General features: G+C 69.3%; 14 protein-coding genes, 4 pseudogenes and 2 CRISPR repeat arrays. Of the genes and pseudogenes, 7 read left to right on the top strand and 11 right to left on the bottom strand.

The features are described 5' to 3' along the window. Positions 1-2: 2 nt before the first annotated feature. The 5 genes and pseudogenes from cas6e (at position 3) to ABEA81_RS11920 (ending at position 7,542) form a co-directional block, all read left to right on the top strand. A complete protein-coding gene (gene cas6e / locus ABEA81_RS11940) occupies positions 3-659 on the top strand; it encodes a type I-E CRISPR-associated protein Cas6/Cse3/CasE (protein ID WP_345605029.1) in 657 nt (218 codons plus the stop codon). A 4-nt stretch (positions 660-663) separates the two neighbouring features. Further along, positions 664-1,677: a type I-E CRISPR-associated endonuclease Cas1e gene (cas1e, locus tag ABEA81_RS11935; RefSeq protein WP_345605028.1), complete on the top strand. Its 1,014-nt coding sequence runs from the start codon at positions 664-666 to the stop codon at positions 1,675-1,677. Next, positions 1,674-2,033, top strand: a complete 360-nt coding sequence (gene cas2e / locus ABEA81_RS11930) for a type I-E CRISPR-associated endoribonuclease Cas2e (RefSeq protein ID WP_345605027.1) — start codon at positions 1,674-1,676, stop codon at positions 2,031-2,033. The genes cas1e and cas2e overlap by 4 nt, the downstream gene beginning before the upstream one ends. 50 nt (positions 2,034-2,083) lie before the next feature. After that, positions 2,084-3,717: direct repeats of the CRISPR family, unit length 29 nt; unit sequence GTGCGCCCCGCGGACGCGGGGGTGGTCCC. 91 nt (positions 3,718-3,808) lie between these two features. Beyond that, a CRISPR array of direct repeats spans positions 3,809-5,242; the repeat unit is 29 nt; unit sequence GTGCGCCCCGCGGACGCGGGGGTGGTCCC. Positions 5,243-5,672: 430 nt separating this feature from the next. Continuing rightward, positions 5,673-6,450: pseudogene (locus ABEA81_RS11925) on the top strand (IS256 family transposase); the annotation flags it as partial. 207 nt (positions 6,451-6,657) lie between these two features. Next, the gene (locus tag ABEA81_RS11920; protein WP_345605025.1) at positions 6,658-7,542 is read left to right on the top strand and encodes an IS110 family transposase; all 885 of its coding nucleotides are present in this window, start codon (positions 6,658-6,660) and stop codon (positions 7,540-7,542) included. Between the two features lie 63 nt (positions 7,543-7,605). Here ABEA81_RS11920 and ABEA81_RS11915 read toward each other — a convergent pair. Continuing rightward, positions 7,606-7,999, bottom strand: a pseudogene (locus ABEA81_RS11915) (IS1634 family transposase); the annotation flags it as partial. Here ABEA81_RS11915 and ABEA81_RS11910 point away from each other — a divergent pair. After that, positions 7,978-9,519 (top strand): annotated as a pseudogene (locus ABEA81_RS11910) (T3SS effector HopA1 family protein); the annotation flags it as partial. The pseudogenes ABEA81_RS11915 and ABEA81_RS11910 overlap by 22 nt on opposite strands. Beyond that, positions 9,458-9,952: a lanthionine synthetase LanC family protein gene (locus ABEA81_RS42630; protein ID WP_425570517.1), complete on the top strand. Its 495-nt coding sequence runs from the start codon at positions 9,458-9,460 to the stop codon at positions 9,950-9,952. The pseudogene ABEA81_RS11910 and the gene ABEA81_RS42630, both read left to right, overlap by 62 nt. Before the next feature lie 202 nt (positions 9,953-10,154). On the opposite strand, the gene ABEA81_RS11905 is transcribed toward ABEA81_RS42630, so the two are convergent. The 10 genes and pseudogenes from ABEA81_RS11905 to ABEA81_RS11860 all read right to left on the bottom strand — a co-directional run bounded on the left by ABEA81_RS11905 (position 10,155) and on the right by ABEA81_RS11860 (position 22,449). Continuing rightward, entirely contained in the window at positions 10,155-10,322 is a 168-nt protein-coding gene (locus tag ABEA81_RS11905) for a hypothetical protein (RefSeq protein ID WP_345605063.1), read from the bottom strand. Positions 10,323-10,360: 38 nt separating this feature from the next. Next, the gene (locus ABEA81_RS11900; RefSeq protein ID WP_345605022.1) at positions 10,361-11,050 is read right to left on the bottom strand and encodes a TfuA-like protein; all 690 of its coding nucleotides are present in this window, start codon (positions 11,048-11,050) and stop codon (positions 10,361-10,363) included. Further along, a complete protein-coding gene (locus ABEA81_RS11895; protein ID WP_345605021.1) occupies positions 11,047-12,654 on the bottom strand; it encodes a B12-binding domain-containing radical SAM protein in 1,608 nt (535 codons plus the stop codon). Before ABEA81_RS11895 ends, ABEA81_RS11900 begins: the two co-directional genes overlap by 4 nt. Next, positions 12,647-13,981, bottom strand: a complete 1,335-nt coding sequence (locus tag ABEA81_RS11890) for a YcaO-like family protein (protein WP_345605020.1) — start codon at positions 13,979-13,981, stop codon at positions 12,647-12,649. Before ABEA81_RS11890 ends, ABEA81_RS11895 begins: the two co-directional genes overlap by 8 nt. Before the next feature lie 118 nt (positions 13,982-14,099). Next, positions 14,100-14,354 carry a hypothetical protein gene (locus ABEA81_RS11885; protein ID WP_345605019.1) on the bottom strand — a complete coding sequence of 85 codons (255 nt, stop codon included), beginning with the start codon at positions 14,352-14,354 and terminating at the stop codon, positions 14,100-14,102. Between the two features lie 873 nt (positions 14,355-15,227). Further along, positions 15,228-17,927, bottom strand: coding sequence for a class IV lanthionine synthetase LanL (gene lanL, locus ABEA81_RS11880; protein WP_345605018.1), 2,700 nt, complete (start codon positions 17,925-17,927; stop codon positions 15,228-15,230). Between the two features lie 103 nt (positions 17,928-18,030). Then, on the bottom strand, positions 18,031-19,299 hold the full coding sequence (locus ABEA81_RS11875; RefSeq protein ID WP_345605017.1) for a chymotrypsin family serine protease: 1,269 nt from the start codon (positions 19,297-19,299) through the stop codon (positions 18,031-18,033). 70 nt (positions 19,300-19,369) lie between these two features. Next, on the bottom strand, positions 19,370-19,639 hold the full coding sequence (locus tag ABEA81_RS11870; RefSeq protein WP_345605016.1) for a hypothetical protein: 270 nt from the start codon (positions 19,637-19,639) through the stop codon (positions 19,370-19,372). Positions 19,640-20,030: 391 nt separating this feature from the next. Continuing rightward, positions 20,031-20,462: a hypothetical protein gene (locus ABEA81_RS11865; RefSeq protein ID WP_345605015.1), complete on the bottom strand. Its 432-nt coding sequence runs from the start codon at positions 20,460-20,462 to the stop codon at positions 20,031-20,033. A gap of 435 nt (positions 20,463-20,897) precedes the next feature. Continuing rightward, a pseudogene (locus tag ABEA81_RS11860) lies at positions 20,898-22,449 on the bottom strand (IS1634 family transposase). Positions 22,450-22,795: the final 346 nt, after the last annotated feature.

Here is a 22,795-nt window from a genome sequence, read left to right as displayed (position 1 = left end):
CGATGCACCTGACCCGCTTCGAGATCAACCCCCGGCGGCGCACGGCGCGAGAGCTGCTCGCCTCCCCGCAACGGCTGCACGCCGCCGTCCTCGCCGCGTTCCCGTCGTCGCGACCCGAACCCGACGAGGGCCGGATCCTGTGGCGGCTCGACCAGGGGCAGCACGACCACCTGCTCTACGTCGTCAGCCCCCTCGCGCCCGACCTCACCCACCTCGCCGAGAGCGTGGGACGGCCGACCTACGGCTGGCAAACCAAGGACTACGAGCCCTTCCTCGGCAAGCTCACCGCCGGGGACCGGTGGGCGTTCCGGCTGCGCGCCAATCCCGTCCACAACGCACCACCGGCCGATGGGAACAGCCGCGGGAAGCGGCTCCCGCACGTCACCGCCGATCAGCAGACCGCGTGGTTCCTGCAACGCGCCCAGCGGGCCGGGTTCTCCGTGGTCGACGGCACCGCAGGCGCACCCGACGTCGTGCTCCGCGACCGGCGCGCCGTGCGGTTCGACCGCCGCGGCCGCATCGTCACCCTCAACACGGCGCTGTTCGAGGGAACGCTCGTCGTCGAGGATCCGGCGGCCCTGCGCACCGCGCTCGTCGCCGGCATTGGGCCGGGGAAGGGCTACGGCTGCGGCCTGCTGACCCTCGCCGCGCCGCGGTGACGGCGTGGCGAAGCCGATCCCCGGAGCGAAGCCGGTCCCGCTCGGACAGCTCGTCCGTGCCCAGGACCGGCTCAGCTTCGTGTACCTCGAGCACTGCGTCGTCCATCGCGACGCCAACGCCATCACCGCCCGCGACGCGCGCGGAACCCTGCACATCCCCGCCGCGACGCTGGGCGCCGTGCTGCTCGGGCCCGGCACCACCGTCAGCCAGCAGGCGATGGTGCTGATCGCCGAGAGCGGCTCCACCGCCGTCTGGGTCGGTGAGCACGGCGTCCGCTACTACGCCCACGGACGCTCCCTCGCCCGTTCTGCGTCACTGCTGCAGACCCAGGCCGCACTCGTGTCCAACCAGCGCACCCGGCTGCGCGTGGCCCGCGAGATGTACGCCATGCGCTTCCCCGGCGAGAACACCCGCAGCCTCAGCATGCACGAAGGCGCCCGCGTGCGACGGCTCTACCGCGAGCACGCCGAACGCACCGGCGTCGAATGGACCCGCCGCGACTACGACACCACAGACTTCGCCGGCGGCACCCCCGTCAACCAAGCCCTGTCCGCGGCGAACACCAGCCTCTACGGCGTCGTGCACGCCGTGATCGTCGCCCTCGGCCTCGCACCCGGCCTCGGCTTCGTCCACACCGGACACGTCCTCTCGTTCGTGTTCGACATAGCCGACCTTTACAAGGCCGAGGTCTCCATCCCTATCGCGTTCGACATCGCCGCCCGCGACGTCGCCGACATCGGCGCCGAAACCCGCCGCGCCGTCCGCGACCACATGAAAAACGGACACTTCCTCGACACCTGCGTCCGCGACATCAAGGCCCTCCTGCAGACCGACGACACCCCCGAGTACGGACCCGACGCACTCGACACCGACCTCGTCATGCTGTGGGACGGCGCGGACGGGGCCGTCAGCGCCGGAATCGCCTACAGCGACGAACCCGGCGGCTACGACGACTTCAACGACGACGCCGATCTCCCCGACATCGACAACCTGATCACCCCGGACAACCCGCGATGACCGTCATCGTTGTCGCCGCCTGCCCCGTCGGCCTACGCGGTCACCTCACCCGCTGGCTGCTCGAGATCTCCGCCGGCGTCTTCGTCGGCAAGGTCTCCGCTCGCGTCCGCCACCTGCTCTGGATCCGCACCGTGGAGATGGTCAAGAGCGGCCGGGCGATCATGGTCTTCGCGGCTGACAACGAACAGGGCCTCGGCTTCAAGGTCCACCGCCACGAGTGGACACCCGTCGAGATCGAAGGCCTCACCCTCATGCTCCGCCCCAACGGCAACGAAAACCCCCACCCAGCCGGCTCGTCCGACCGCACCGAGGGATGGAGCAGCGCCAGCCGCCGACGGCGGTTCCGAGCACGATGAAGTTGATACAGGATCGGCCATAGCCGGAGAGAACTCGCTGCTAGACAAGCGTGCGCCCCGCGGACGCGGGGGTGGTCCCGTGGGGCGCTCGCGCAGCAGGTGGAGGCGGAGGTGCGCCCCGCGGACGCGGGGGTGGTCCCGACGCGCTCACCGGGCCCCCACGATCGCACGGGTGCGCCCCGCGGACGCGGGGGTGGTCCCCCGCCCACACCCGGACGGTCACCGACTGCGGAGTGCGCCCCGCGGACGCGGGGGTGGTCCCGAACGGGTCCGCGGTGTGCGGATCGTGCTCAAGTGCGCCCCGCGGACGCGGGGGTGGTCCCCCGCGACCGGTCGGGGTGAGGAACTGCGCATCGTGCGCCCCGCGGACGCGGGGGTGGTCCCCTCAGCGGACACAGTCAGCCAGCGGGTCATCTGTGCGCCCCGCGGACGCGGGGGTGGTCCCGACGCGCTCACCGGGCCCCCACGATCGCACGGGTGCGCCCCGCGGACGCGGGGGTGGTCCCCCGCCCACACCCGGACGGTCACCGACTGCGGAGTGCGCCCCGCGGACGCGGGGGTGGTCCCGAACGGGTCCGCGGTGTGCGGATCGTGCTCAAGTGCGCCCCGCGGACGCGGGGGTGGTCCCCTCAGCGGACACAGTCAGCCAGCGGGTCATCTGTGCGCCCCGCGGACGCGGGGGTGGTCCCTTGACGGAGGTCGACCCGCTACGTCCTCGTCACCGACCTCGCCCGCTCAAAGTGCGCCCCGCGGACGCGGGGGTGGTCCCGCGTCGTCGACGGCCTCGTTGTAGCGGCGGATGTGCGCCCCGCGGACGCGGGGGTGGTCCGGCGTCCGCGACTTTATCGATACAGCTCTGCAGGTGCGCCCCGCGGACGCGGGGGTGATCCCACTTCCGACGGCTCACAGGTCGTGGTTGCAACGTGCGCCCCGCGGACGCGGGGGTGGTCCCCGGACTACTGCTGCGCTGCCGGGAGTGTGGCTGTGCGCCCCGCGGACGCGGGGGTGGTCCGTGCTGCGCCATCGTGTGGCGGATGTACTCGTAGTGCGCCCCGCGGACGCGGGGGTGGTCCCGGATCAGCCCGGCCACGTCGAACTGGGTGGCGGTGCGCCCCGCGGACGCGGGGGTGGTCCCGAGTCGACAACCGCGGCGGGCGCCCAGAACTTGTGCGCCCCGCGGACGCGGGGGTGGTCCCAGCTGGCTTTGCTGGTGCCGCACTAGCGTCCCGTGCGCCCCGCGGACGCGGGGGTGGTCCCAGCTGGGGTGAGAACCGGCCGTTGACCGCGGGGTGCGCCCCGCGGACGCGGGGGTGGTCCCGGGGTCGTCGAGACGGAGCCCGTCGTGGTGTGGTGCGCCCCGCGGACGCGGGGGTGGTCCCACCTGACCGGCCTCGAACTTGATGCCGGCCCCGTGCGCCCCGCGGACGCGGGGGTGGTCCCGGTGCTCCGGCTGCGGCACCCACCCCGACGAGGTGCGCCCCGCGGACGCGGGGGTGGTCCCCGGACGCCGAGGGTGCGGGCCAGCTCGGACTCGTGCGCCCCGCGGACGCGGGGGTGGTCCCGGTGTGTGTCCACGGGTCGCAGCTACAGCGGAGTGCGCCCCGCGGACGCGGGGGTGGTCCCTCCGCTCCGGCACGATGATCGCGCAGGTCACGGTGCGCCCCGCGGACGCGGGGGTGGTCCCTGGATAAGGAGCGGGCCCAGAGGCGGGCCGCGGTGCGCCCCGCGGGACGCGGGGGGTCCCTCCCTGTCGCCGAACACCGAAACCGACGACGGGTGCGCCCCGCGGACGCGGGGGTGGTCCCGCCTCGTGGTCCTCCTTGGTGTAGCAGTCGCCGTGCGCCCCGCGGACGCGGGGGTGGTCCGCGTCCCACTCGCGGCCCATGAACCCCTTGCCGTGCGCCCCGCGGACGCGGGGGTGGTCCCACGGGGAGCAGCGCGGCCACGCCAGCCGCGACGTGCGCCCCGCGGACGCGGGGGTGGTCCCAGGGCCTGACGCAGGAGTTCTCCAAGCTCGGCGTGTGCGCCCCGCGGACGCGGGGGTGGTCCCAGGGGTGCGCCCGGGAACAGCGGGGTCCGCGTGTGCGCCCCGCGGACGCGGGGGTGGTCCCGGGAGCCGTCAATGTCATCGGGGTCGGGATCGGTGCGCCCCGCGGACGCGGGGGTGGTCCCAAGCCCATGCCGAGGTTCAGCGGGTCGTCGACGTGCGCCCCGCGGACGCGGGGGTGGTCCCTGCGCCGGCAGCACGACCACGCAGTCGAGCTCGTGCGCCCCGCGGACGCGGGGGTGGTCCCGCCCCCGACCAGTTCCGGGAGTTCATCGACACGTGCGCCCCGCGGACGCGGGGGTGGTCCCCTTTCGGTCGCGCTCGGGCTTCTCGTCCTTTGGTGCGCCCCGCGGACGCGGGGGTGGTCCCTCGGCCAGAATGAGCCGTCCCGATCAGTCCGAGTGCGCCCCGCGGACGCGGGGGTGGTCCCCGCTGCTCGTCGGCCCGGTCGCGGCTCACCCGGTGCGCCCCGCGGACGCGGGGGTGGTCCCCACGCCAGCGGCACGGCGATCGACTTGAACGCGTGCGCCCCGCGGACGCGGGCGTGGTCCCACGCCGTCGGACAGCGTGCCGAGGATGTCGCCGTGCGCCCCGCGGACGCGGGGGTGGTCCCGGCAGTGCCCACGCGGGCATGCCCGCCAGGCCGTGCGCCCCGCGGACGCGGGGGTGGTCCCAGGTGGCCGGCAGCGCGTGATCCTCCTCCGCGGTGCGCCCCGCGGACGCGGGGGTGGTCCCGCCGCCTGGCTCGGCGTCCCACAGGCCCGGCAGTGCGCCCCGCGGACGCGGGGGTGGTCCCGCGAACCCGACGTTGGACGGGAGCGCGTTCGAGTGCGCCCCGCGGACGCGGGGGTGGTCCCGGGCGCACCGCCCGCCCGTCGGTGCAGGTGCGGTGCGCCCCGCGGACGCGGGGGTGGTCCCGGCCGCCGCGAGACGGTGGCCGGCTACAAGGAGTGCGCCCCGCGGACGCGGGGGTGGTCCCGCGAACCCGACGTTGGACGGGAGCGCGTTCGAGTGCGCCCCGCGGACGCGGGGGTGGTCCCGACAAGGAACCGCCCGCGGGATTCCTCACCGGGTGCGCCCCGCGGACGCGGGGGTGGTCCGTCCGGCCCGATGAGGTTGATCCCGTCGAGAACGTGCGCCCCGCGGACGCGGGGGTGGTCCCTCGATCGACGACGTCGGCCTGGCGCCCACGGTGTGCGCCCGCGGACGCGGGGGTGGTCCCGCCCCCTTCATCCTCGCCAAGGCCACCCCCGAGTGCGCCCCGCGGACGCGGGGGTGGTCCCGCGATCGGGTACAGCCGCTCCAGCTCGCGGTAGTGCGCCCCGCGGACGCGGGAGTGGTCCCCCTGCCGACCTTGGCGAGGTGCTGCGCGCCCTGTGCGCCCCGCGGACGCGGGGGTGGTCCCGCGACGACCGCGGCGGCGGCGGCGACCAGCCAGTGCGCCCCGCGGACGCGGGGGTGGTCCCTGTGGGTCACGTCCCCGGTGGTGGTGTAAGTCCCGGGCCTCGACGGCGTGCCTGAGCACGTAGAAGAGGCCACCGCGTGAGTCTCTGTGTGAACCCGCCAAGGAACACCCAGAAAGGCACCACGCGATGGCCCTTGACCAGTCTGCCCTGCTCGAAGTCCTGGACGCACTCAAGGCCGCCGATGTCGGCGACCGGGTCCGCACCGCGGCCGAGACCGTCTACCAAGCCCTGATCGAGGCCGAGCTCACCGACCTGATCGGCGCCGCCCCACACCAGCGTTCCGCAGAACGCACCGCCGTTCGCAACGGCCACCGCACCCGGGTGTTGTCGACCACGGCCGGGGATCTGGAGCTGCGCATCCCGAAGCTAGGCACCGGCTCGTTCTTCCCGTCCCTGCTGGAACGCCGCCGCCGGCTCGACCAGGCACTGTTCGCCGTGGTCATGGAGGCCTACTTGCACGGCGTGTCCACCCGCAAGGTCGACGAACTGGTCAAAGCCCTCGGCGCCGACACCGGCATCTCCAAGTCCGAGGTGTCCCGGATCTGCGCCGACCTCGACGCCGAGGTTGGCGCATTCCGCGATCGGTCGCTGGCCGAGCAGCACTTCCCCTACGTCTTCCTCGACGCCACCTACTCCAAGGCCCGGGTGAACCGGCGCGTCGTCTCGCAGGCGGTGGTGATCGCCACCGGGGTGCGCGCCGACGGCTGGCGCGAAGTCCTCGGGTTCGCCGTCGGCGACAGCGAGGACGGCGCGTTCTGGACCGCGTTTCTGCGCTCGCTCAAGGCCCGCGGCCTCGGCGGGGTGCAGCTGGTGGTCTCCCGAGCTGATCCCAGCGCACACCGGGCTCAAGCAGTCCATCTCAGCAGTGCTGCTGGGCGCTGCCTGGCAGCGGTCATCCGTCAACATCAGCGATGGCGGGAGGTTCCCGCTGGTCCACCTCCACCACCGGGAGAGGACCTTGGCAGCGTGACGCTCGAGGTCCAGCGGCAGACTCGTCCCTCCCGGTGGTGGTCGTTCCTCGATCGGCCAGTGGGAGTCGTGCCGCGAGCACCTGGATGAGCGCCCGAAGGGGATCGGCCCGGAGCGGACCGTGACCCGAAGGGACCCGTAGTTGCCCGAGCAGCAGACAGCAACGTCAGATTGGCCGGCGTTCGCCGGCATCGACTGGGGCGGCACCGAGCACCAGTTGTGCATCCTGGACACCACCGGGGCGCGACTGACCCAGCAACGCGTCACCCACGACGTCGCCGGCCTGGCCGAGCTCGACACCGCGCTCGCCCAGCACGGCACAGCTCTGCCGATCGCGGTCGAGCGCGCCGAAGGGATCCTCGTCGAGCACCTCCAGGCCCGCGGCCACGTCGTGTTCGCGGTGTCGCCGCGCATCGCCGCCCGGGCGCGGGAGCGCTACCGGGTCGCTGCGGTCAAGGACGACCGGCGCGACGCCTTCGTCCTGGCCGACACGCTGCGCCACGAACACCCGCACTGGCGGGCGCTGACTCCACCGTCACCGCTGCTGGCTGAGATCAGGGCGCTGACCCGTGACCGAGACCGTCTCCAGCAGACCCAGCAGGCCACCGAATCTCAACTGCGGGCGATCCTGGAGGCCTACCACCCGGCGCCGGCGCGGTTGTTCTCCTCGGTCGACCGGCAGATCACCCTGCACTTCGTGCTCGACTACCCGACCCCGGCGGCCGCATCAAGAATCAAGACCACCCGCATAAACGGGTTCTTAGCCCGCCACCACTACACCGGCCGCGTCCCCGGGCAGGTCCTCGCCGAGCGGCTGCGCAGCACCTGCTCACCGCATCGCCCGGGACCGTCGCCGGCAAGTCCTACTCCGCGCAGTCCTTCACCCAGCTGCTGCAGCTGCTCAACGCCCAGCTCGCCGACTACGACGACGCCATCGCCGCTGCGGTCGCCGAGCACCCCGACACCCCGATCTTTGCCCCGGGTTCGACGTAATTCGGTGGCCTGGAGTGTCGGATGTGGGGGCTGACCTGGGCGGACATGGGTGTGGCCGCCTGGAGGGCGTTTCTCTAGGCGGTGGTGTCGTGGCTGGTCAGCGTGGTGCGGGCTGGAGGGTGACGACCTGCTTGGGGGCGGGGATCTCCAGCTTGGTCAGAAAGGCCTGCTGGGGTCTGGTCAGGGCAGTGACCTGCTGGAACGTGCCGGTGGGGCCGGCGAAAGTGCCCAAGTGGAGGCGGTCGAGCTCACGGCGGGCCTGGGTCCAGGTGGTGCCGGTCTGGGTCTCGACGATGCGGATGAGCAGGAGGGCGAGCCAGCAGAGGATGACGTGGGCGCGGATGCGTTCTTCGAGCCGGTGGTAGACCGGCCGCAGGTCGATGATCTGCTTCATGTCGCGCCAGCCGCGTTCGACTTCCAGGAGCTGCTTGTAGCCCAGGGCGATGTCCTCGGCGCTCAGGTGGGGGGTCTGAGCAGCGCAGCAGGTACTTGCGGCGGTGAACGTCGGGGTGCTCCCGGCGATCCCGTCCAGCTGCGGCAGCCGAAGGAGTCATTCCACCGTTCGCCCGGATACTACGTCGCGTTCGGTGACGAACCGTTGACCGACAAATCCGGCACGGTCCGAATATATTGGAACGCCGACCCTGGTGAAGCGATCGTGCTCGTCCGGGTCCTTACCAATCGCTTGAATCGCATGGCGATCCCTTTCCAGCTGAAAGCCCTGGACAACCCGAGCAGCTACGGCCGCTGCGATGCGGTCGTCCTGTACTTGCGTCGGGAGGACTACTCGGAATTTCGAGAGGCGGTCGCACCACAAGCTCTGACCGCTGTCGGCCGGCAACTGACGGATGTGGTCCCCGCCCTCACCAAGCGTGTGGCGACCGGGGTCGGCGTGGCCGAAGAACCACAGCAATCGCAGAGCTTCGGGTCCCACCGTTGCCTCCTCCTCGCGGAGGCGCTCGTCGACTGTGCTCGAATGCCCCTGAACGCTGGCGAACGCGTGATACTCGTCGAGGACCATCTGCATTCAGCAGGGGTCGATCCGACGCGACCGTACCTGACCACGTCGTCGTCCGACGATTACGACCTCATCGTCGAAGGCTCGCCGGCGCGGGCGCCGACAGCTGATCGACCTCGCGCACCCGTTGCGGGCGTGGACGGCGCTCTGCAGGCGGCACACGACATCGGCATCTCGTTGAACAACGGGGCGGTATGGCACCACGGCCGTTGCAACTGGATCGGCGCGCTGGGCACTGCGTCCTCGACCTCGATCGGCACCCGGTTCGGCAGCATGGGATGTGACGTCTACGGCGGTACCAGCGGCATCGCCTGGTTTCTTGGCGAGTTGTTCGACGCCACGGGCGACGAGGTGTTCCGCCAGGGCGCGCTCGGAGCGATTCGCCGCTCCCTGCTCGACTCGAGCGATACCCAGCCCACGGGCGAAGGGCTCTACACAGGTGCTCTCGGGACGGCTGCCGTCGCAGCTCGTCTGGCGATACTGCTCGACTGCGATGAGCTGGCCGATCAAGGACTGACTACCGCGCGATCGCACATCGCACCGAGCACCGGATTCGATCTGATGTCCGGGAACGCCGGCGCCACCGTTGCGTATCTCTTGCTGTATCAGGCATCGAACGACGACATATTCCTTGATCTGGCTGTGGCGGCCGGTGAGCGCATGATCCGCGGCGCCGCTGCCTCACGAGGAGGGCTCTCCTGGGCCTCTCCCTCGCTGCCCGGCAGGAGAGCACTGACCGGGTTGTCCCATGGCGCAGCCGGGGCAGCGTATGCACTGATCGCGCTCTTCGAGGCGTCCGGACAGGCGAGTTTCCGCCTGGCGGCAGAGTCGGCGATGGAATACGAACGATCGTGGTTCGATCCCCAGGCGGGAAACTGGCCGGACTTTCGCGAAGTCCCCGACACTGCGCCGCCGACAAGCAGGGTCCCCTATGCCACCACGTGGTGTCACGGGGCGCCAGGAATCTATGCGGCCGAGGTGTTGTCCGAGAGATCCTATGTCGATGAGGCTTTCAGTTGCCCTGCACACGACCTGGAATCATCTCGCGAGCTGGAGCGCGAGCGGGCGTGGCAACTATTCCCTCTGCCATGGTATCGCCGGCAACGCTGGAGCATTGCTGGCCGGCCAGCACTCGCGTCTCGACTTCGCCGTCAGCTCTGCCGACGCGGTCAGCGACGCCGCCGGTGCCGGCCTGGAGCGGTACGCCCATCGTGGAGCGTCGTGGCCGTGCGGGGTTCATGGTGGACAGAATCCGAGCTTGGTGATCGGCTTGGCGGGGATCGGACTCTTCTACCTCCGCATGGCGGATGACGCCGTACCGTCTCGGCGGATGACGCCGTACCGTCTCCGTTGGCTCCGCTCGGCGTCACGAATTGGGGACACAACGCTCGGACTCGATGTTCACTCGGAGCGCGCGCGTCCATAGGACGATCGTCCCTCGGCACGTGATCCAGGATTGCGAGCCGGTTTCAGCGCGGCGAGCTACATCAATGCGTCGTCATTGGTTGAGCTGATCATATGAGTGCACGAAAGTCGGCTCGCTATGCGCCGACTTGCTGCTTCGCCACCGACGGAGATCCGACATGATCCGTCGAACTTACGGCTAATCCGGTATGCGCGACACTAGATCAGAATCTGATCCGGATCACGATAGAGATCGTCAGCGCGGTCGCGTTCCCCTCCGCGAACTGCCGCGCGTGCTCGTCCAAGGTCTCGCGGGAGAGGCTGTCGAGGGCCTCGAGGTCGGTTGGCGTCAGGGCGAAGGGTTCCACGACCGCTGCCCGGTCCCGGAACATCGAGTCTCGGAACTGTTCGTCGGTGAGCGCTCGTCCGATCAGCTCGGTGAAGCCGCGGCTCGGCTCGCTCCCCGTTGCGTCCATGACTGATCTCCTCTCCCGTTCGGATGGCGTGCCGCGCGGAGGACGACCCGTGCGTCCTCCGCCTTGATGTCCGTGATGCCCCGCGGGCGGAGGCGGAGAAGACGGCGCAGCTCCGGCTCGCCTACGACCTCTACCCACTCCGCGCGCAGGCGCGGTTCCGTCCGGTCGGCGAAAAAGATTCGCCGGGCACGCCGGAGTAGGACCCGTGCAGTGCACGCGTCGACCTCGCGGGCGGCCTGCAGGTCATACAGCCAGGCCCGGGCGTTGATCAGCGGCACTGTCAGCGGCCGCATGTCGGGTGGGGAGTACAGCAGTGCGACCTCGTCGTCTGCCTCCACCAGCCCGGTCCGGTAGGCCTCGAAGACCCAGCCGTGTCCTTCCATGCCAAGTGGGTGGAGCTCCGCCGCGCGGAGGGCGCCCATGCTGGCTGCGCCCAGCACCCGCGTGCCCGTGTCGAGCAACCGGAGGATCTCATTGGGGGACACCGACAGGCTCTGGCCAAACTCGCCGTCGATTATGACGACCGTGCCGCCGTACCGCCGGGGCAGGTCGCCGCGCCGGACCGGGGGTCGGAAGTCGGCCTCGAGGAGCCGGGCCGCTTCCTGCCGCGGGAGGGTCGGGCCGAGGTAGACGATCGGCCTCACGGCGTGCCCCGGCCTTTAGCGACCCTGGTGACCGGTTCGACCCGCTGTCGGACCAGGGAGGGGCCACGCCCGCGGGCCTGCTTCGGGGACGCGGGTGAGGAGGCGCTGCCGCGTCGGGTGCGGCGGAAGAAGCTGACGGCCAGCCCGGTGCCGATCCGATCCGCCGGGTCCTGGGGGGAGCTCAGCAGGTCACGCTCTGTCGCCGGGTTCTCGCGGCGCAGGAGCTCGGCGACGTCCGACTCGAAGAGGGTTCGGCCGATCGTCCGATCCAGCGCCGCCGCAATCTGCGCCATGCGGGCCCGCTTGACCGCCATAGCGGGCGTGGGGAACGCGTAGAAGCCGGGATAGATATCCGGGCGAGATCGGACGATCTCGCGGACGACGGAGGCCCGTTCATCCAGGAACAGCGCGGGCAACAGGAGCCACCGTCGGTCCTCCGGCTCCGGCTCGCGCAGCTCCCTTGGGAACTCCCGGTAGATCGGTGACAGCGGGAGCGGGCTCAACATATGCAGTTGGACGTTCACGGCGGGCGCGAGCATGGCTGCCTCGGCCGCGAGGTCGAGTGTAGCTGCGAAGTCATCGGCGGATTCGAAAGGGTATCCCCAGATGAAGGAGGCCTCGATCGTATCGAAGTACTGCGCCGAGAGCTTGAGGACCGGGATGACGTCCCGCGCCCGCACCCTTTTCACCGTGCGGTCAAGGACGACCTGCGAGCCGGAGTCGATTCCGTAGAAGATGGCGCGGCAGCCCGCCCGGGCCATGAGCTCCACGAGATCGGGCGTCATGAGGTTGATCCGTCCGAAGCAACCCCATTCGATGCCGCACCGGCGTTCGATGAGCGACGTGCAGAAGTCTCGCACTCGGTTGCGGTTGAGCACGAAGGTGTCGTCGGCGATGCCGACCATCGTCATGCCGTAGCGATCGCGCAACGTCTCCATCTCGGCGACGGTGGCTTCGAGGCCGCGGTACACGGTGCGGTTGCCCCAGAGCGCCGTGACGTCGCAGAAGGAACACCGGTACGCGCAGCCCCTGGTCGTGATCAACCGCGCGTGCGTGTACTGCGCCCAGTCCACGAGGTGGTACGCGGGAGGTGGCAGGTTGTCGAGCGCGCGGGCGCGTGGTCGGTCGGGGCCCTCGACGATCGACCCGAGGTGTCGGTAGGCCATTCCCGCCACCGGCCGGCCGGGCGCCTCGCGGAGCATCCGGACCCATTCCTGGATCGTCTCCTCACCTTCGCCGCGGACCACGCCGTCGATCCAGGGGTAGCTGCGGACGATTTCGCCGGCGGCCGCCGTTGGCCCCGGTCCGCCCAGCAGGATCACCGTGTCGGGCTCGGCTTCCCGCAGGCGGCGGGTCGCGTCGACGACCGCAGGCAGCATGTCGACGAAGCACGAGATGGCCACGACGCCGCTGTTGCACGCCAGGAAGCGCGCCAGCGGCTCCCCGGAGAAGCCGTGGGCTCCCTGGCACAGTTGGAAGTCGCGGAACTCGACTTCGACGCCCGCCTCTTCCAGGGCGGCTGCAACGTACAGCGGTCCCAGCGGAGGCTCGCACTGACCGTCCTCGCCGAGCGTGGCGCTGCATAGGGTGACCGAGCTAAGCACCTGCGGGCTCCTCAGAGACGCGACCGCGCACACCGCGGAGGATGTTGGTCACCCGTGGCCCGAAGGCTGTCCGCCGGATGTGTGAGAAGTAGACGCTCCAGGACTCGGCGCATGGGACGACCGCGCGCACGACCGGCACGCCGAACTCCGGGCGCGTCAGGTCGACCACGACCACCTGCGGGAAGCCTTCGGCGCGGAGCCGGTCCAGGAGGAACCGCACGTCGCCGTCGACAGTGTCGCACTCGTTCGACTCCACAGCGGAGAACGGCCGTATCTCACCGCCGCCGTAGACGTCGTCGGGATCGAAGGCGACCTGATCGCGGACGATCTCCGGCAGGTCCTCCCTACCGCCCTGGATGTGGCCGACACGGCTCTGGGCAGCCTCGGTCAAAGCCCGGCACGCGGCGACCCGAGCGTCGGGATGAGCCCCGGAGCCGCCGTGCACGAGGTGGCGGTCGTCCCAGCGGTGCTCCACCACCGTGCACTCGAACGTCGGTACGCCGATGCACGTGATGTCGCGGAGGTAGACGAGGAGCCCGGCCCGCTTCAGCTTGGCGACCGCCAGTCGCGCCCGCGCGGGCAGGCTCTCCAGATCGATCAGCGGGAAACGCGCGGGCGATGGCGCGGCGGCCGGATTCGGTCCCCCTATCCCGGCCAGCACGCGTCCAATGGCGGGAGCCAGCTCGCGGTACGCGGAGGCGATGGCGAGCGCGTCCCTCTCAACAACCTCGCATACAGCGTGGCAGAGGGCCTCTGCGAGGATGTTGCCGGAGGCCAGGCCATTGGTACTGGAACGGTAGAGCAGAGTCCGCCCCTCCGGAGGCGCATACGGGCAGACGACCGCATTGAGGGGAACGTACGTCGGACGCTCCCCCAGCAGGTCGAACCCCTCGACCCACTCGATGCGCAGGTCCGGCTGATATTCGGTGACCAGCGGGAGGACGATGTCCGCCGGGTCGACGACTGGCCCGGTCCGTTCCAGCTCGGCCCGGTCGCCGTAATAGACGGGGAGGTCGCACCGCTCGCCACTGTACCGCTCGAGGGCCTCCATCAGTGCGCCCGCGCGCGCTGAATCCCGGGTCAGCCCTTTGCCGTTGTAGTACGAGATGCCGTCGTCGACCTCGCGGGGACGGACCGCCGTGAAGTTTGGCAGGCCGACCCGGTCGAGGCCGGTGACGTCGCCGACGCGCGTCACGCCGATGCGATCCATCAGCGGCATGACCCGCCGAATGGTCTGCGCGGGGGCGACCGTGCGCTCGACCCCGTGATCGGAATATTTCGGGGACAGCCGCCGCCACTCAGGTCGACCTGTCCTCAGTGTGGTCATCCGCTTCACCTCGATGGCGGATCAGAGATCGCGACGGCGAGCGCCGCATGCCGAAGTTCCTCATTTCGGTGTGTCGCGGCCGTCGAGCAGTCAACTCGGCCGCCACCCCAGGCGCGCATCACTTTCCACGGTGCGTGATCGCGACATCCGCCGCAAGGATCACACCGGAAATCCCCGCCGCGCCAGCAACGATGCCGCGCAAACACTGTTCCCCGATGCCCCAGACTGTCCCCCAGCCGAGGGCGGCAAAGCAGGCCGCGGCACCGACTGCCGCCGCTATAACGCAGATGATATGACTGATTACCCGTAGCCACTCCAGAACTTTGTCAATAGTATTTTTCTGTGCGGCGATGATTGAGCGGGGGTCCGGCATGTGTGGCGAACTTCGCAAAGAGGATGATCCCGAACAACGCCATCGCGGCAGCGTAGTAGTCCTGACGAGATGGAACCATGCCGAGCAGTTCTAGCGACACTTCTCTGCCTTTTCCATGGAGGTATGGCAATTGTCGTGCCACAGTCCCGCTGTCCTCCTGCGCCAATCAGCCGGTCGGCGTTCGACCTGGGTGCTGGCGTGTCCGTCATGGACGGTGCCGACAAGATCGACACCACGGTCCTACACTCGCGTATCAGTGCACCTCATCGTGGTGCTCTGGGTCAGCCTTCTCTCGGCAGCCGGCCTTGCGGTTGCACGTTTCGGGCCCCCACGTTCCCGCGAGTTTGATCGGGGGAACGTGGGGTCAGTCCGTCACCTTCCTTAGAAGAGGGAGAGGAAGCCACAATTCCCGCCGCCGGGTGGCGGGCAGAGGCCGGGAATCGCGGGAATGGTTGCGAAGCAGGTGGGCGGGCAGAGGCTGATGATGCAGCTTGTGTCGTTGCAGCCGCCGGCCAGCGCGACGACGGGATCGTCGGCTTGTGCTGGCGCTGCGGTCAGCGCCTGGGCCTGCCCTTGGGAGAAGCCCACGCTTTGAAGTGCCGCGACCGGGTCGGCCTTGACCGCTGCGCCAACACCTTCGGGGTCGAGCTCACATCGGGCGATCAACGCCGCTAGCCGCGCACGCGGTGAGTATTGATCGACAGGGGATGCTGGGGCCTGCTGCGCCGCGGCGCCGCCACCACCCCATGTGTATCCAGGCATTTCCAGCTTCCTTTCTCGTCCTACACGTGGTTTCCATGGATCTCGATTTGACAGCCCGAGTCGCTCCTTTCGTGTTGTTTCCATGTGCAAGTTGGATGGCAGCATGCTTGGCTAGGCGCCACTGGGGCCCTGATACTGGAATCCACGGCGGCTCATTCCGCGCGGGCGGCAATCCGGGTCGGCGAGGCGAAGCAGTGTTACTGCCACGCCGGCGTACCCGGCCATGTAGTCAGCGCCGTAGGTCCACGGCCAGTCAGAGGACCAGCGGAGGATCCCGTCCTGCTCGGATCGGAAGGCCATCAGCAGCTCGCTGAGCGAGCGCGCCTCTGCGAGATACGCCGCGTCGCCGCTGGCCTGGTAGGCGTCGAGCAGAAATTCGATGCTTCCCGACAGGCCGTGACATTGGGTGGGACCCGCCCAGCGCGTACCCCGCGCGGTCGTTCGTGCCGCCCCGGCCCACCTCGCGCTGGCGTCGGGCACGAGGTCGAGGGCGGCGGAATGCAGGAAGAACTGCCCGATGCCGGCGGCGCCGTGGCACCAGTACGCCGGCATCGGATCTCCGCCGGCGCCCGTGGGCCACGCCAGACCGGTCCCGTCCTCGACGGCGGGGACCGCGTGGGCGGCGATCCAGCGCGCGGCGTCCTCGGCAACGCGGCGGTATCTGTCGTCTCCGGACGCCTCGAAGAGGTCGAGGAGGGCGTCGGCGACTCCGGCGGCGCCGTGGGCGTACCCGAGCGGGGCTTTACCGCTGAAGTCGCCGTAGCCGCCCGGGATCACCCAGTTCCGCTGGCCGGGACCGGCTTCCCGTGAGCTGGCGAGCAGGTGCTCTCCGGCGTCGAGGGCGTGGTCGAGGTGCTCCGCGTTGCCTGTTGCGTCCCACAGCAGGAGGTGGAACCGAAGGCGCCCGGCCGTGCCGTTCATCAGGTCCGGCGAGGTGAAGGGCAGGGTCGCGATGTCGTTGCCGCGCCTCGAGGCGGCAGCGATCAGTGCGTCGTTCGCGAGGACCTGCCCTGTGCGCAGCAGGGCGGCGCCGACGCCAGCTTCGCCGACGTACAGGCCGGCCAGCGGTGTACCTGCCGGAGCCGGTGCGGTCGCGAGCCAGCGTGCGCCCTGTTCCAGGACGCGACGGTGCTCGGGCACGCCGTAGCTCGCTACGAGTTCAGCCAGGGCTAGAAGGGATCCGCCGCTGCCGACGTAGAGGTCGCGCGACCACAGCGCCCGCGCGGTCTTGTGAGGGCTCACCCAGGCCATGCCAGCGCCGTTGGCCACCGGCTGCGCGTCGGCGCACAGCGAATCGGCGAGGCGGCGCGCCAGGTCTGCGCAAGTACGTCGGGCGTTCCGCTCGACCTCGGGCGGGGTGGTGGTCGTTTCGGACACGGATGCTGTGGCTGAGGCGGGGGTCGCCTCGGCTGCCATCAGGGCCGCCGCCACGTCCGTGATCGACGAGGGTCGCGCTGTCGGCTCCGGAGCCAAACAGCGGCGAATGATCTCGGCAATGGCCGGATGGATTCTCGGGTTGAGTTTCAAGATGGGGCGTTCCAGTAGGGCGAATGGATTCGGTGCGCGGGAGGGCTCGGCACCGGTCGCCATCAGCAGGAGCAGTGCTCCTAGGCTGTACACGTCATCGCTGGTCGCTGGCGTTTCACCCCGTGCCTGTTGGGGCGACATGTAGCCGCGGGTGCCGACGCCGAACCGTCCCGCACCCGGGATCGGAGTATTTTCGTCGTCTATCTCGCGGGCCATCTCGAAGTCGATGAAGCGCAAGCGGCCGTTGGGGGCGACGATCACGTTGGTGGGTTTGAGGTCGCGGTAGACGTATCCGGCGGCGTGCATCTTTCCCAGCATCGCGGCCAGCTGGACACCGAAGTCGACGATGCGCGCGGCGGGCAAGGGCACACCCCTGCGGGCCTCCTTGGCAACGTATTCCTCGAGCGTCACCCCGTCGATGTCTTCGATCACCAGGAAGAGGTCGTCGTCCTGTTCGATCAGCTGCAGCACCTTGGGCACCCGGTCGTCCGGGGCGAAGAACTCGAGGATGGCGGCTTCGCGTCGAAGCCGATCCCGGGCGTCGCTGCCGTCGGGTGCCGGTTGCGCGCCGGCGCAGGCCTGCTTGAGCACGCACTTGGCCGGGGTCGCGACGTCGAGGGCGAGATGCACGGCGCCGCGTGGCGAGTGATGGAGCGGCACGGCGATCGCGTACCGGTCGCCGATCACCCTGCGGGGGGCCGGGCGATCCTCGACGACGCCGGCAGCAGCGAAGGGGTCGATCGCCCATGGTGGAGGCTGGAAGGCCGTTGATCGGACGTCCGGCACCAGTTCGCCGGTTGGTGTGCGCACCGCGGGCGTGATCTCGCCGATCGGGGTCTGTATGAACATCCCGCCGAATCCGCCGTAGCGGTAGTGGACCACGCTGCCCCGTCGCAGGGGTCGATCGGACGGGACCCGCGGTCCGCTGAGCCCGCGGGTCTGCTCATCGAGGGCGACGGCCAGCCGGACGGCCTGCTCGTCGTCGCCGGGATAGATGGTGATGAACTTGCCGATCTGGCTGAGGCTCCCGCTGGTCCCGTCGTTGAGGCCGGCAAGGATCGCCGGAGACGCGGCGACCTTGAGGCAGACCGGCTCGGTGAGCAGGACCGGCAGCGCGCGCCGCAGCACCGCTTCGGCGGACCATAGGCTGGCCGAGACGTGCAGCTTCCACCCCTGCTCCGGGACGTGCGCATCCTCGTGGACGAGCCTGATCCAGGTCGCCCCGAGCTCTGCATCCGGGTCGACACGCCATCGATGCGGGTCGCTCGCGTGCCGCGCGCACACGTCACGAACGATCGCTACGTAGGAATCAAATCCCACCTCGTCGGCCGGGCGCAGTACTCGACTATCCTTATACAGTACATTCATGGCTGTGCTCCCGCGCCAATCAGAGGAATCGGATATCGAGCGCGTCCAGTACTCGGTCGATGCGAATCGCGAAGGTAACTCCGAAGCCGCCAGCGAACAGCAGGCCGACCGGGCGGTGCGCGGTATCGTGCGTCACGATGCAACTGCCGGAGTCACCGCCGGCGCTGAAGGCGCCCGTGAACCCCGTGATGGAGATGACCTCCTCGAAGTGCGCAGTGCGACCGTTGGCGTATCTGACGTTGGTCGGGCCGCTAACGCCGGTGATCCTGCCGGTTGTCACCTGCGTAGTGCGGCCGGACTTCGTGACCGCCATGTTGACGGTCGGCAGAATGGGCTCCGAGCCCATCAGGAAGTACTGCGGATTTCCTCCGCTCAGGTACACCTGCTCCGGGCGGACACGATCCGGCCAGCACCACGCCGTCGCGCAGTCCACATAGTTCGTACCGTCGAAATTGAGCGTCACGAAGCGGTCGAGGACGCCAACCTGATCCGCTGGGTTGACACCGCCATCCATCGGTCCGGGCTGAAGAATCGCATCGCCATACGCCGCGTCATTAACATTCGCCAGAACGTGGTTATTGCTGAGCATCAGCATACGTTTGTCGCGCGGTGCGCTGCGGCCCGTGACAATGGCCCCGATCGTGCCCGCGGTGACTTTTTCGTGCCCCACCGAGACACCGGCCGGAGCTTCCGGGCGCGCCCGGAAGCGGTGCGGTTGGGCGTCGATGATACCCACCCTGATACCCCGTGTCGGCACGGAATCGGCCAAGGCTGACGCCGACACACCCGCCGCTTGCGCAACCACTGCTTGGACCTGATCCGATGAAGCGTGCTCCGCGAGGTAGACGACGAGGCATGGTGCGCCTGGTGGTACGCCCGTGGCGATGTCGCCGTCGCTCACTCCGACCGCGACGCCCTGTACGTTGCCCGTGCCCGAGAACGCGTCGGCGGCCTGAGCGCTGGCGGGGCCGGCGGCGGCCTGTGCAAGGAGGAGTTCTGCCAGATGCGCTTTGGCGTCCAGGAGCGCCTCTGGGACTTCCGCTAGTGCGCTCGCATAGGCGGGCGCGGCCGCTGCTTCCGCGCGCGGGGGCTCCTGCGCCAGCGCGGCATCCTCCTGCGTGAACGAAATCGAGAACCGTCGAGCGCCCGGCGGTGGTTGGAATCCTTGACCGGGAGGCGATGGTGGCTGGTAGTCCTGTCCGCCCTGGGATGGCGATGGTCCACCCTGGGGAGTTTGTCCGCCCTGGGATGGCGATTCGAAACCGTCAGGTCTATCCGAGCTGGTCATGAGATCTCCCTCAAGCTCGCGGAGCGAATCATGGATGAGTGGCGTGCCGAATCATCACGATGGGGCCCGCTCAGCAGGGGACGGTCGTCGGAATGAAGACTCCGGGGGCGAACCAGCTCATACTGACGTAGATCCCACAGCCCTGGTCCAGGTCTCGCAGTCCTTGATGAACACTGGCGACGAACGGAGCCAGAAGTCGGATCCATGGCTGCGCCGGGCTTGGAATGTTTCCACCGATCAGCGACACGACCGTGTTGACGGCGTCTGCTGCGGTGAGGATGGTATCGAGATCATCGTGGCCGAACTCGACGTGGAATCCCCACCAGAAGTCCCGGACCACGTGCCGGTGACCGCCTGTGCCGGGACCGCGGGCTCCTCCGGAGGTTTCGGGGCAGCGGATGGCGCGTACCCGAACATAGCGACTTGGGCCGCGGCGGAGTTGGCCGCCGCGATCGAGTCGACAGCGGTCTGCTGCGCCGGCTGTCCACCGAACCGCTTTTCGAGCTCGGGTCGGATCGCGTCCCACGTGTCCGCAGAGGACGACGACGGCTGCGCGGCAGGGGGTACGTCTCGGGGATTCGACATTCCGCCGCTCTCCTTTGCTCTCCTTTTCGGCGGGTGGGCTCCTCGCGGACCAATTGGGCCCGCAGTTTTAGCTTTCTAGGTGGGGTACAAGGGGGATGGCTTGTCGACCGACAGCATCTGGGAGACCGATGCCGCCTCGCATCCGTTCAGTCCTCCTCCCACCGGAACACGATGCTCCGGCCCCGGTTCGCGAAGGAGTTGATCGGCAGGGACCCGATGAAGGCACCGAAATTCAGGAAGCCGCCTTTCCACAATTCGATGACGCCGTAGCGGGTGAGGTCCGGCAGGTAGAGCAGCTGGGAGGCGCGGTGAACCCGGTCCCTCGTCTCTATACGTAGTTCGGGTCCGAGGCCACGGCTCCCCTGGACGGCGACGAAGTAGCTGAGTGACTTCCACCATGTGATGTGCTGGGCGGTCTCCAGGACGAGCTCGAGTGCGTCCTGCTCGTCGGAGAATGCCTCCACGCGCATGCTTACCCTGGCGCCGGGCTCGCTGCGAATCTCCGCATTGAGCCCGATGTCGAGGCCATCGTCTCCGGCCGGGTCGGCCGAGAACGCCTGGGCGTATCGCGCGGCCACCTCGGCACTGACAAGCCCAGATCTTGACCCGTTCGGGACCTCCCACGGCTCGCTAGCGGCTTGTCCGGTGCCGCCGCGGTGCTGGGTCCGTGGCGGCGCTGGTTGGGCTTCGGATGCCATTGGCGATCACCTGTTCGTTGCGGCCTCGCGGGTCTCGCTGTTGATCGTGACGTTGTACGCCGCTGGCCATACCTCAGTAGGTCTGCGCCTGATCAAACTGCCGGCCGGTGCGGAAGACTCAGTGCTAGCCAGCCCGCGGCATCTTCCGCGCTGCTCGATACAGGATCGCCTCAGTGGCGTTGGACGAGTCGCACTGGCGCGTCGCGACAGCGCCTCGGTGACATCTCGATGGCATCTCAGTCCGAGCACACCGACATCTCGGCGGTGCCGCGAGATGCACTCAATGGCCTCTCGACAGGACCCGACTCTTATCAGTTAGTGCGCACTTTCGGGCGTGCTGAGCGGCTCGAGGGCTGTGGGGAGGTCGTAGGGGAGTGGGTCTTCGGCGGTGAGGAAGTGGGTGCCGGCGCGGATCTGGACGGTGCGGTAGCGGCGCGCGGTGCGCACGAACCGGCGGATCGACCATCCGGTGCGTTCTTCGACGAGCGGAGCGACCGCGAGCGCGGCGAACACAACGGTCAGGTGCGCGTCGATGGATTCGCGCTTGTGGTGGTAGATCGGTCGCGCGGCGAGGTCATGCTTGGACATGCGGAACGAGGCCTCGATCTGGAAGAGCCGGTGGTAAGCGCTGATGACGAACTCGGCTGTCACGGGTGTGCCATCGGGGCAGGCGGTGTGATTGGTGGTGTAGCCCCTTCCAGCCGGCCAACGCTCGGGCCTTGGCCTCCAGCGTGCGGTTCACGGACTTGTCGGCGCCAACGAGGCGGATGAACCGGTTGCGCTTCACCAGAACCTTCCCGACCACGGCACGCTCGGCCTTACCGATCTGTTCGTCGATCCCGCGCAGCGTGCGCCGGGCCCGGTCGGCCCGGTACTGGTCGTAGATAACCTCGTCGCGGCGCTGGTCACGAGGCCCGGCAGGCCAGGGCTGGGTCAGGATCAGCCCCTCCGGCGGCTGCTGCTCAGGGTGGTCGCGGCCCACTGCTGCGCGAGGTAGGGAACGTCGGGGATGCGCGTCCCGAGGATGAACGACAACCCAGCGGCCTCGATCGCGCGCGTGTTGCCCGCGGAGATCATCCCCGCATTGGCCACGATCGTGACCTCGCCAAGCTGGTGGGCCGCCATGAACGCAGTGATCGTGGGCAGCATCGTGGTCGTCTCACCCGCGTTGCCTTCGAACGCCTCGACCATCAGCGGGAACCCGGCCGCGTCGGTGAGCAACCCGATGGTGATCTGTGGCTCGAGACGGCGTTCCTTGGTTAACCCGGGCTCGCGGAACCCGTCGCCGGCGTCGGTCTCGAAGTAGAGCGTGGACACGTCGTAGAGCACCAGCGACGCCGGCCCGAACCGGGCGTGCGCGGCGCAGGCGGAAGCGAGCTTGCGGCGGAACTCCTCGGCCACGTAGCCGCGCAGGCGGCGGTTGAGGGTCGGGTAGGGCGCCGCGTCCACGCCGACCTCGGCCAGCACGCGCAGGCTGTCTTGCTTGCTGGTGGGCTCGATAATCCGGGCCAGCACCAGCTGCCGGAACACCTCGTCACCGCCCGCGGCCCGGCCGAACCCGAGCTGGTCGTAGGCAGTGCTGAGCCCGTCCCACAGATGCCCCATCCGCGAGGACACGATCTCCAGCGGCCGCCCCGAGGCCTCCGCTGTGTCCGCCGCGGCGCTGATCGCGGCGTCGAGACCGAGGTCCAACTCGCCCTGTCCGCCCGCCAATCGCCGTCGCGCTGCGGCCTTTGAGCGCTTCGAGCTCCAGATCGTCGTGCGCAGATCCGACGTGCTCGATCGTGCGCGCTCCACGCCGCGAGCCGTGCACGATCTGCACCGCACGCGCCCCAGACGCGGTCCGCACCGTGCGCACGTACGCCACGACACCGCAGGCTACGAGATCGACTTAGTGCGCAACTTCAGCCGACCCCCACCAACGAACCCGCAGGTCAGCCCCAGCCCGACGACTCAAGATCAACAATTTGATAAAAGTGAGGAAACAGGATCGCCTCAGTGGCGTTGGACGAGTCGCACCAGCGCGTCGCGACAGCGCCTCAGTGACATCTCGATATCATCTCAGTCCGAGCACAGTGACATCCCGGCGGTGCCGCGAGATGCACTCAATGGCGTCTCGACAGGATCTCGCCGCTGTCGCACTGTCTTTGTTGTATCTGCAGCGTGGCGCGTACCTCTTTCGTCGACGTAGCCGAGCTGACCAGGGAGCGACA

It is taken from the genome of Pseudonocardia adelaidensis (genome assembly GCF_039543345.1).
Lineage (GTDB): Bacteria > Actinomycetota > Actinomycetes > Mycobacteriales > Pseudonocardiaceae > Pseudonocardia > Pseudonocardia adelaidensis.
This window is presented reverse-complemented; position numbering and strand designations above follow the sequence as displayed.

Excerpts from the sequence above, each read along its gene's own strand:
- cas6e (WP_345605029.1), top strand. The coding sequence starts at position 3 with ATGCACCTGACCCGCTTCGAGATCAACCCCCGGCGGCGCACGGCGCGA.
- cas2e (WP_345605027.1), top strand. The coding sequence starts at position 1,674 with ATGACCGTCATCGTTGTCGCCGCCTGCCCCGTCGGCCTACGCGGTCAC.
- ABEA81_RS42630 (WP_425570517.1), top strand. The coding sequence starts at position 9,458 with ATGCCACCACGTGGTGTCACGGGGCGCCAGGAATCTATGCGGCCGAGG.
- ABEA81_RS11905 (WP_345605063.1), bottom strand. The coding sequence starts at position 10,322 with ATGTTCCGGGACCGGGCAGCGGTCGTGGAACCCTTCGCCCTGACGCCA.
- ABEA81_RS11890 (WP_345605020.1), bottom strand. The coding sequence starts at position 13,981 with ATGACCACACTGAGGACAGGTCGACCTGAGTGGCGGCGGCTGTCCCCG.
- ABEA81_RS11885 (WP_345605019.1), bottom strand. The coding sequence starts at position 14,354 with ATGCCGGACCCCCGCTCAATCATCGCCGCACAGAAAAATACTATTGAC.
- ABEA81_RS11875 (WP_345605017.1), bottom strand. The coding sequence starts at position 19,299 with ATGACCAGCTCGGATAGACCTGACGGTTTCGAATCGCCATCCCAGGGC.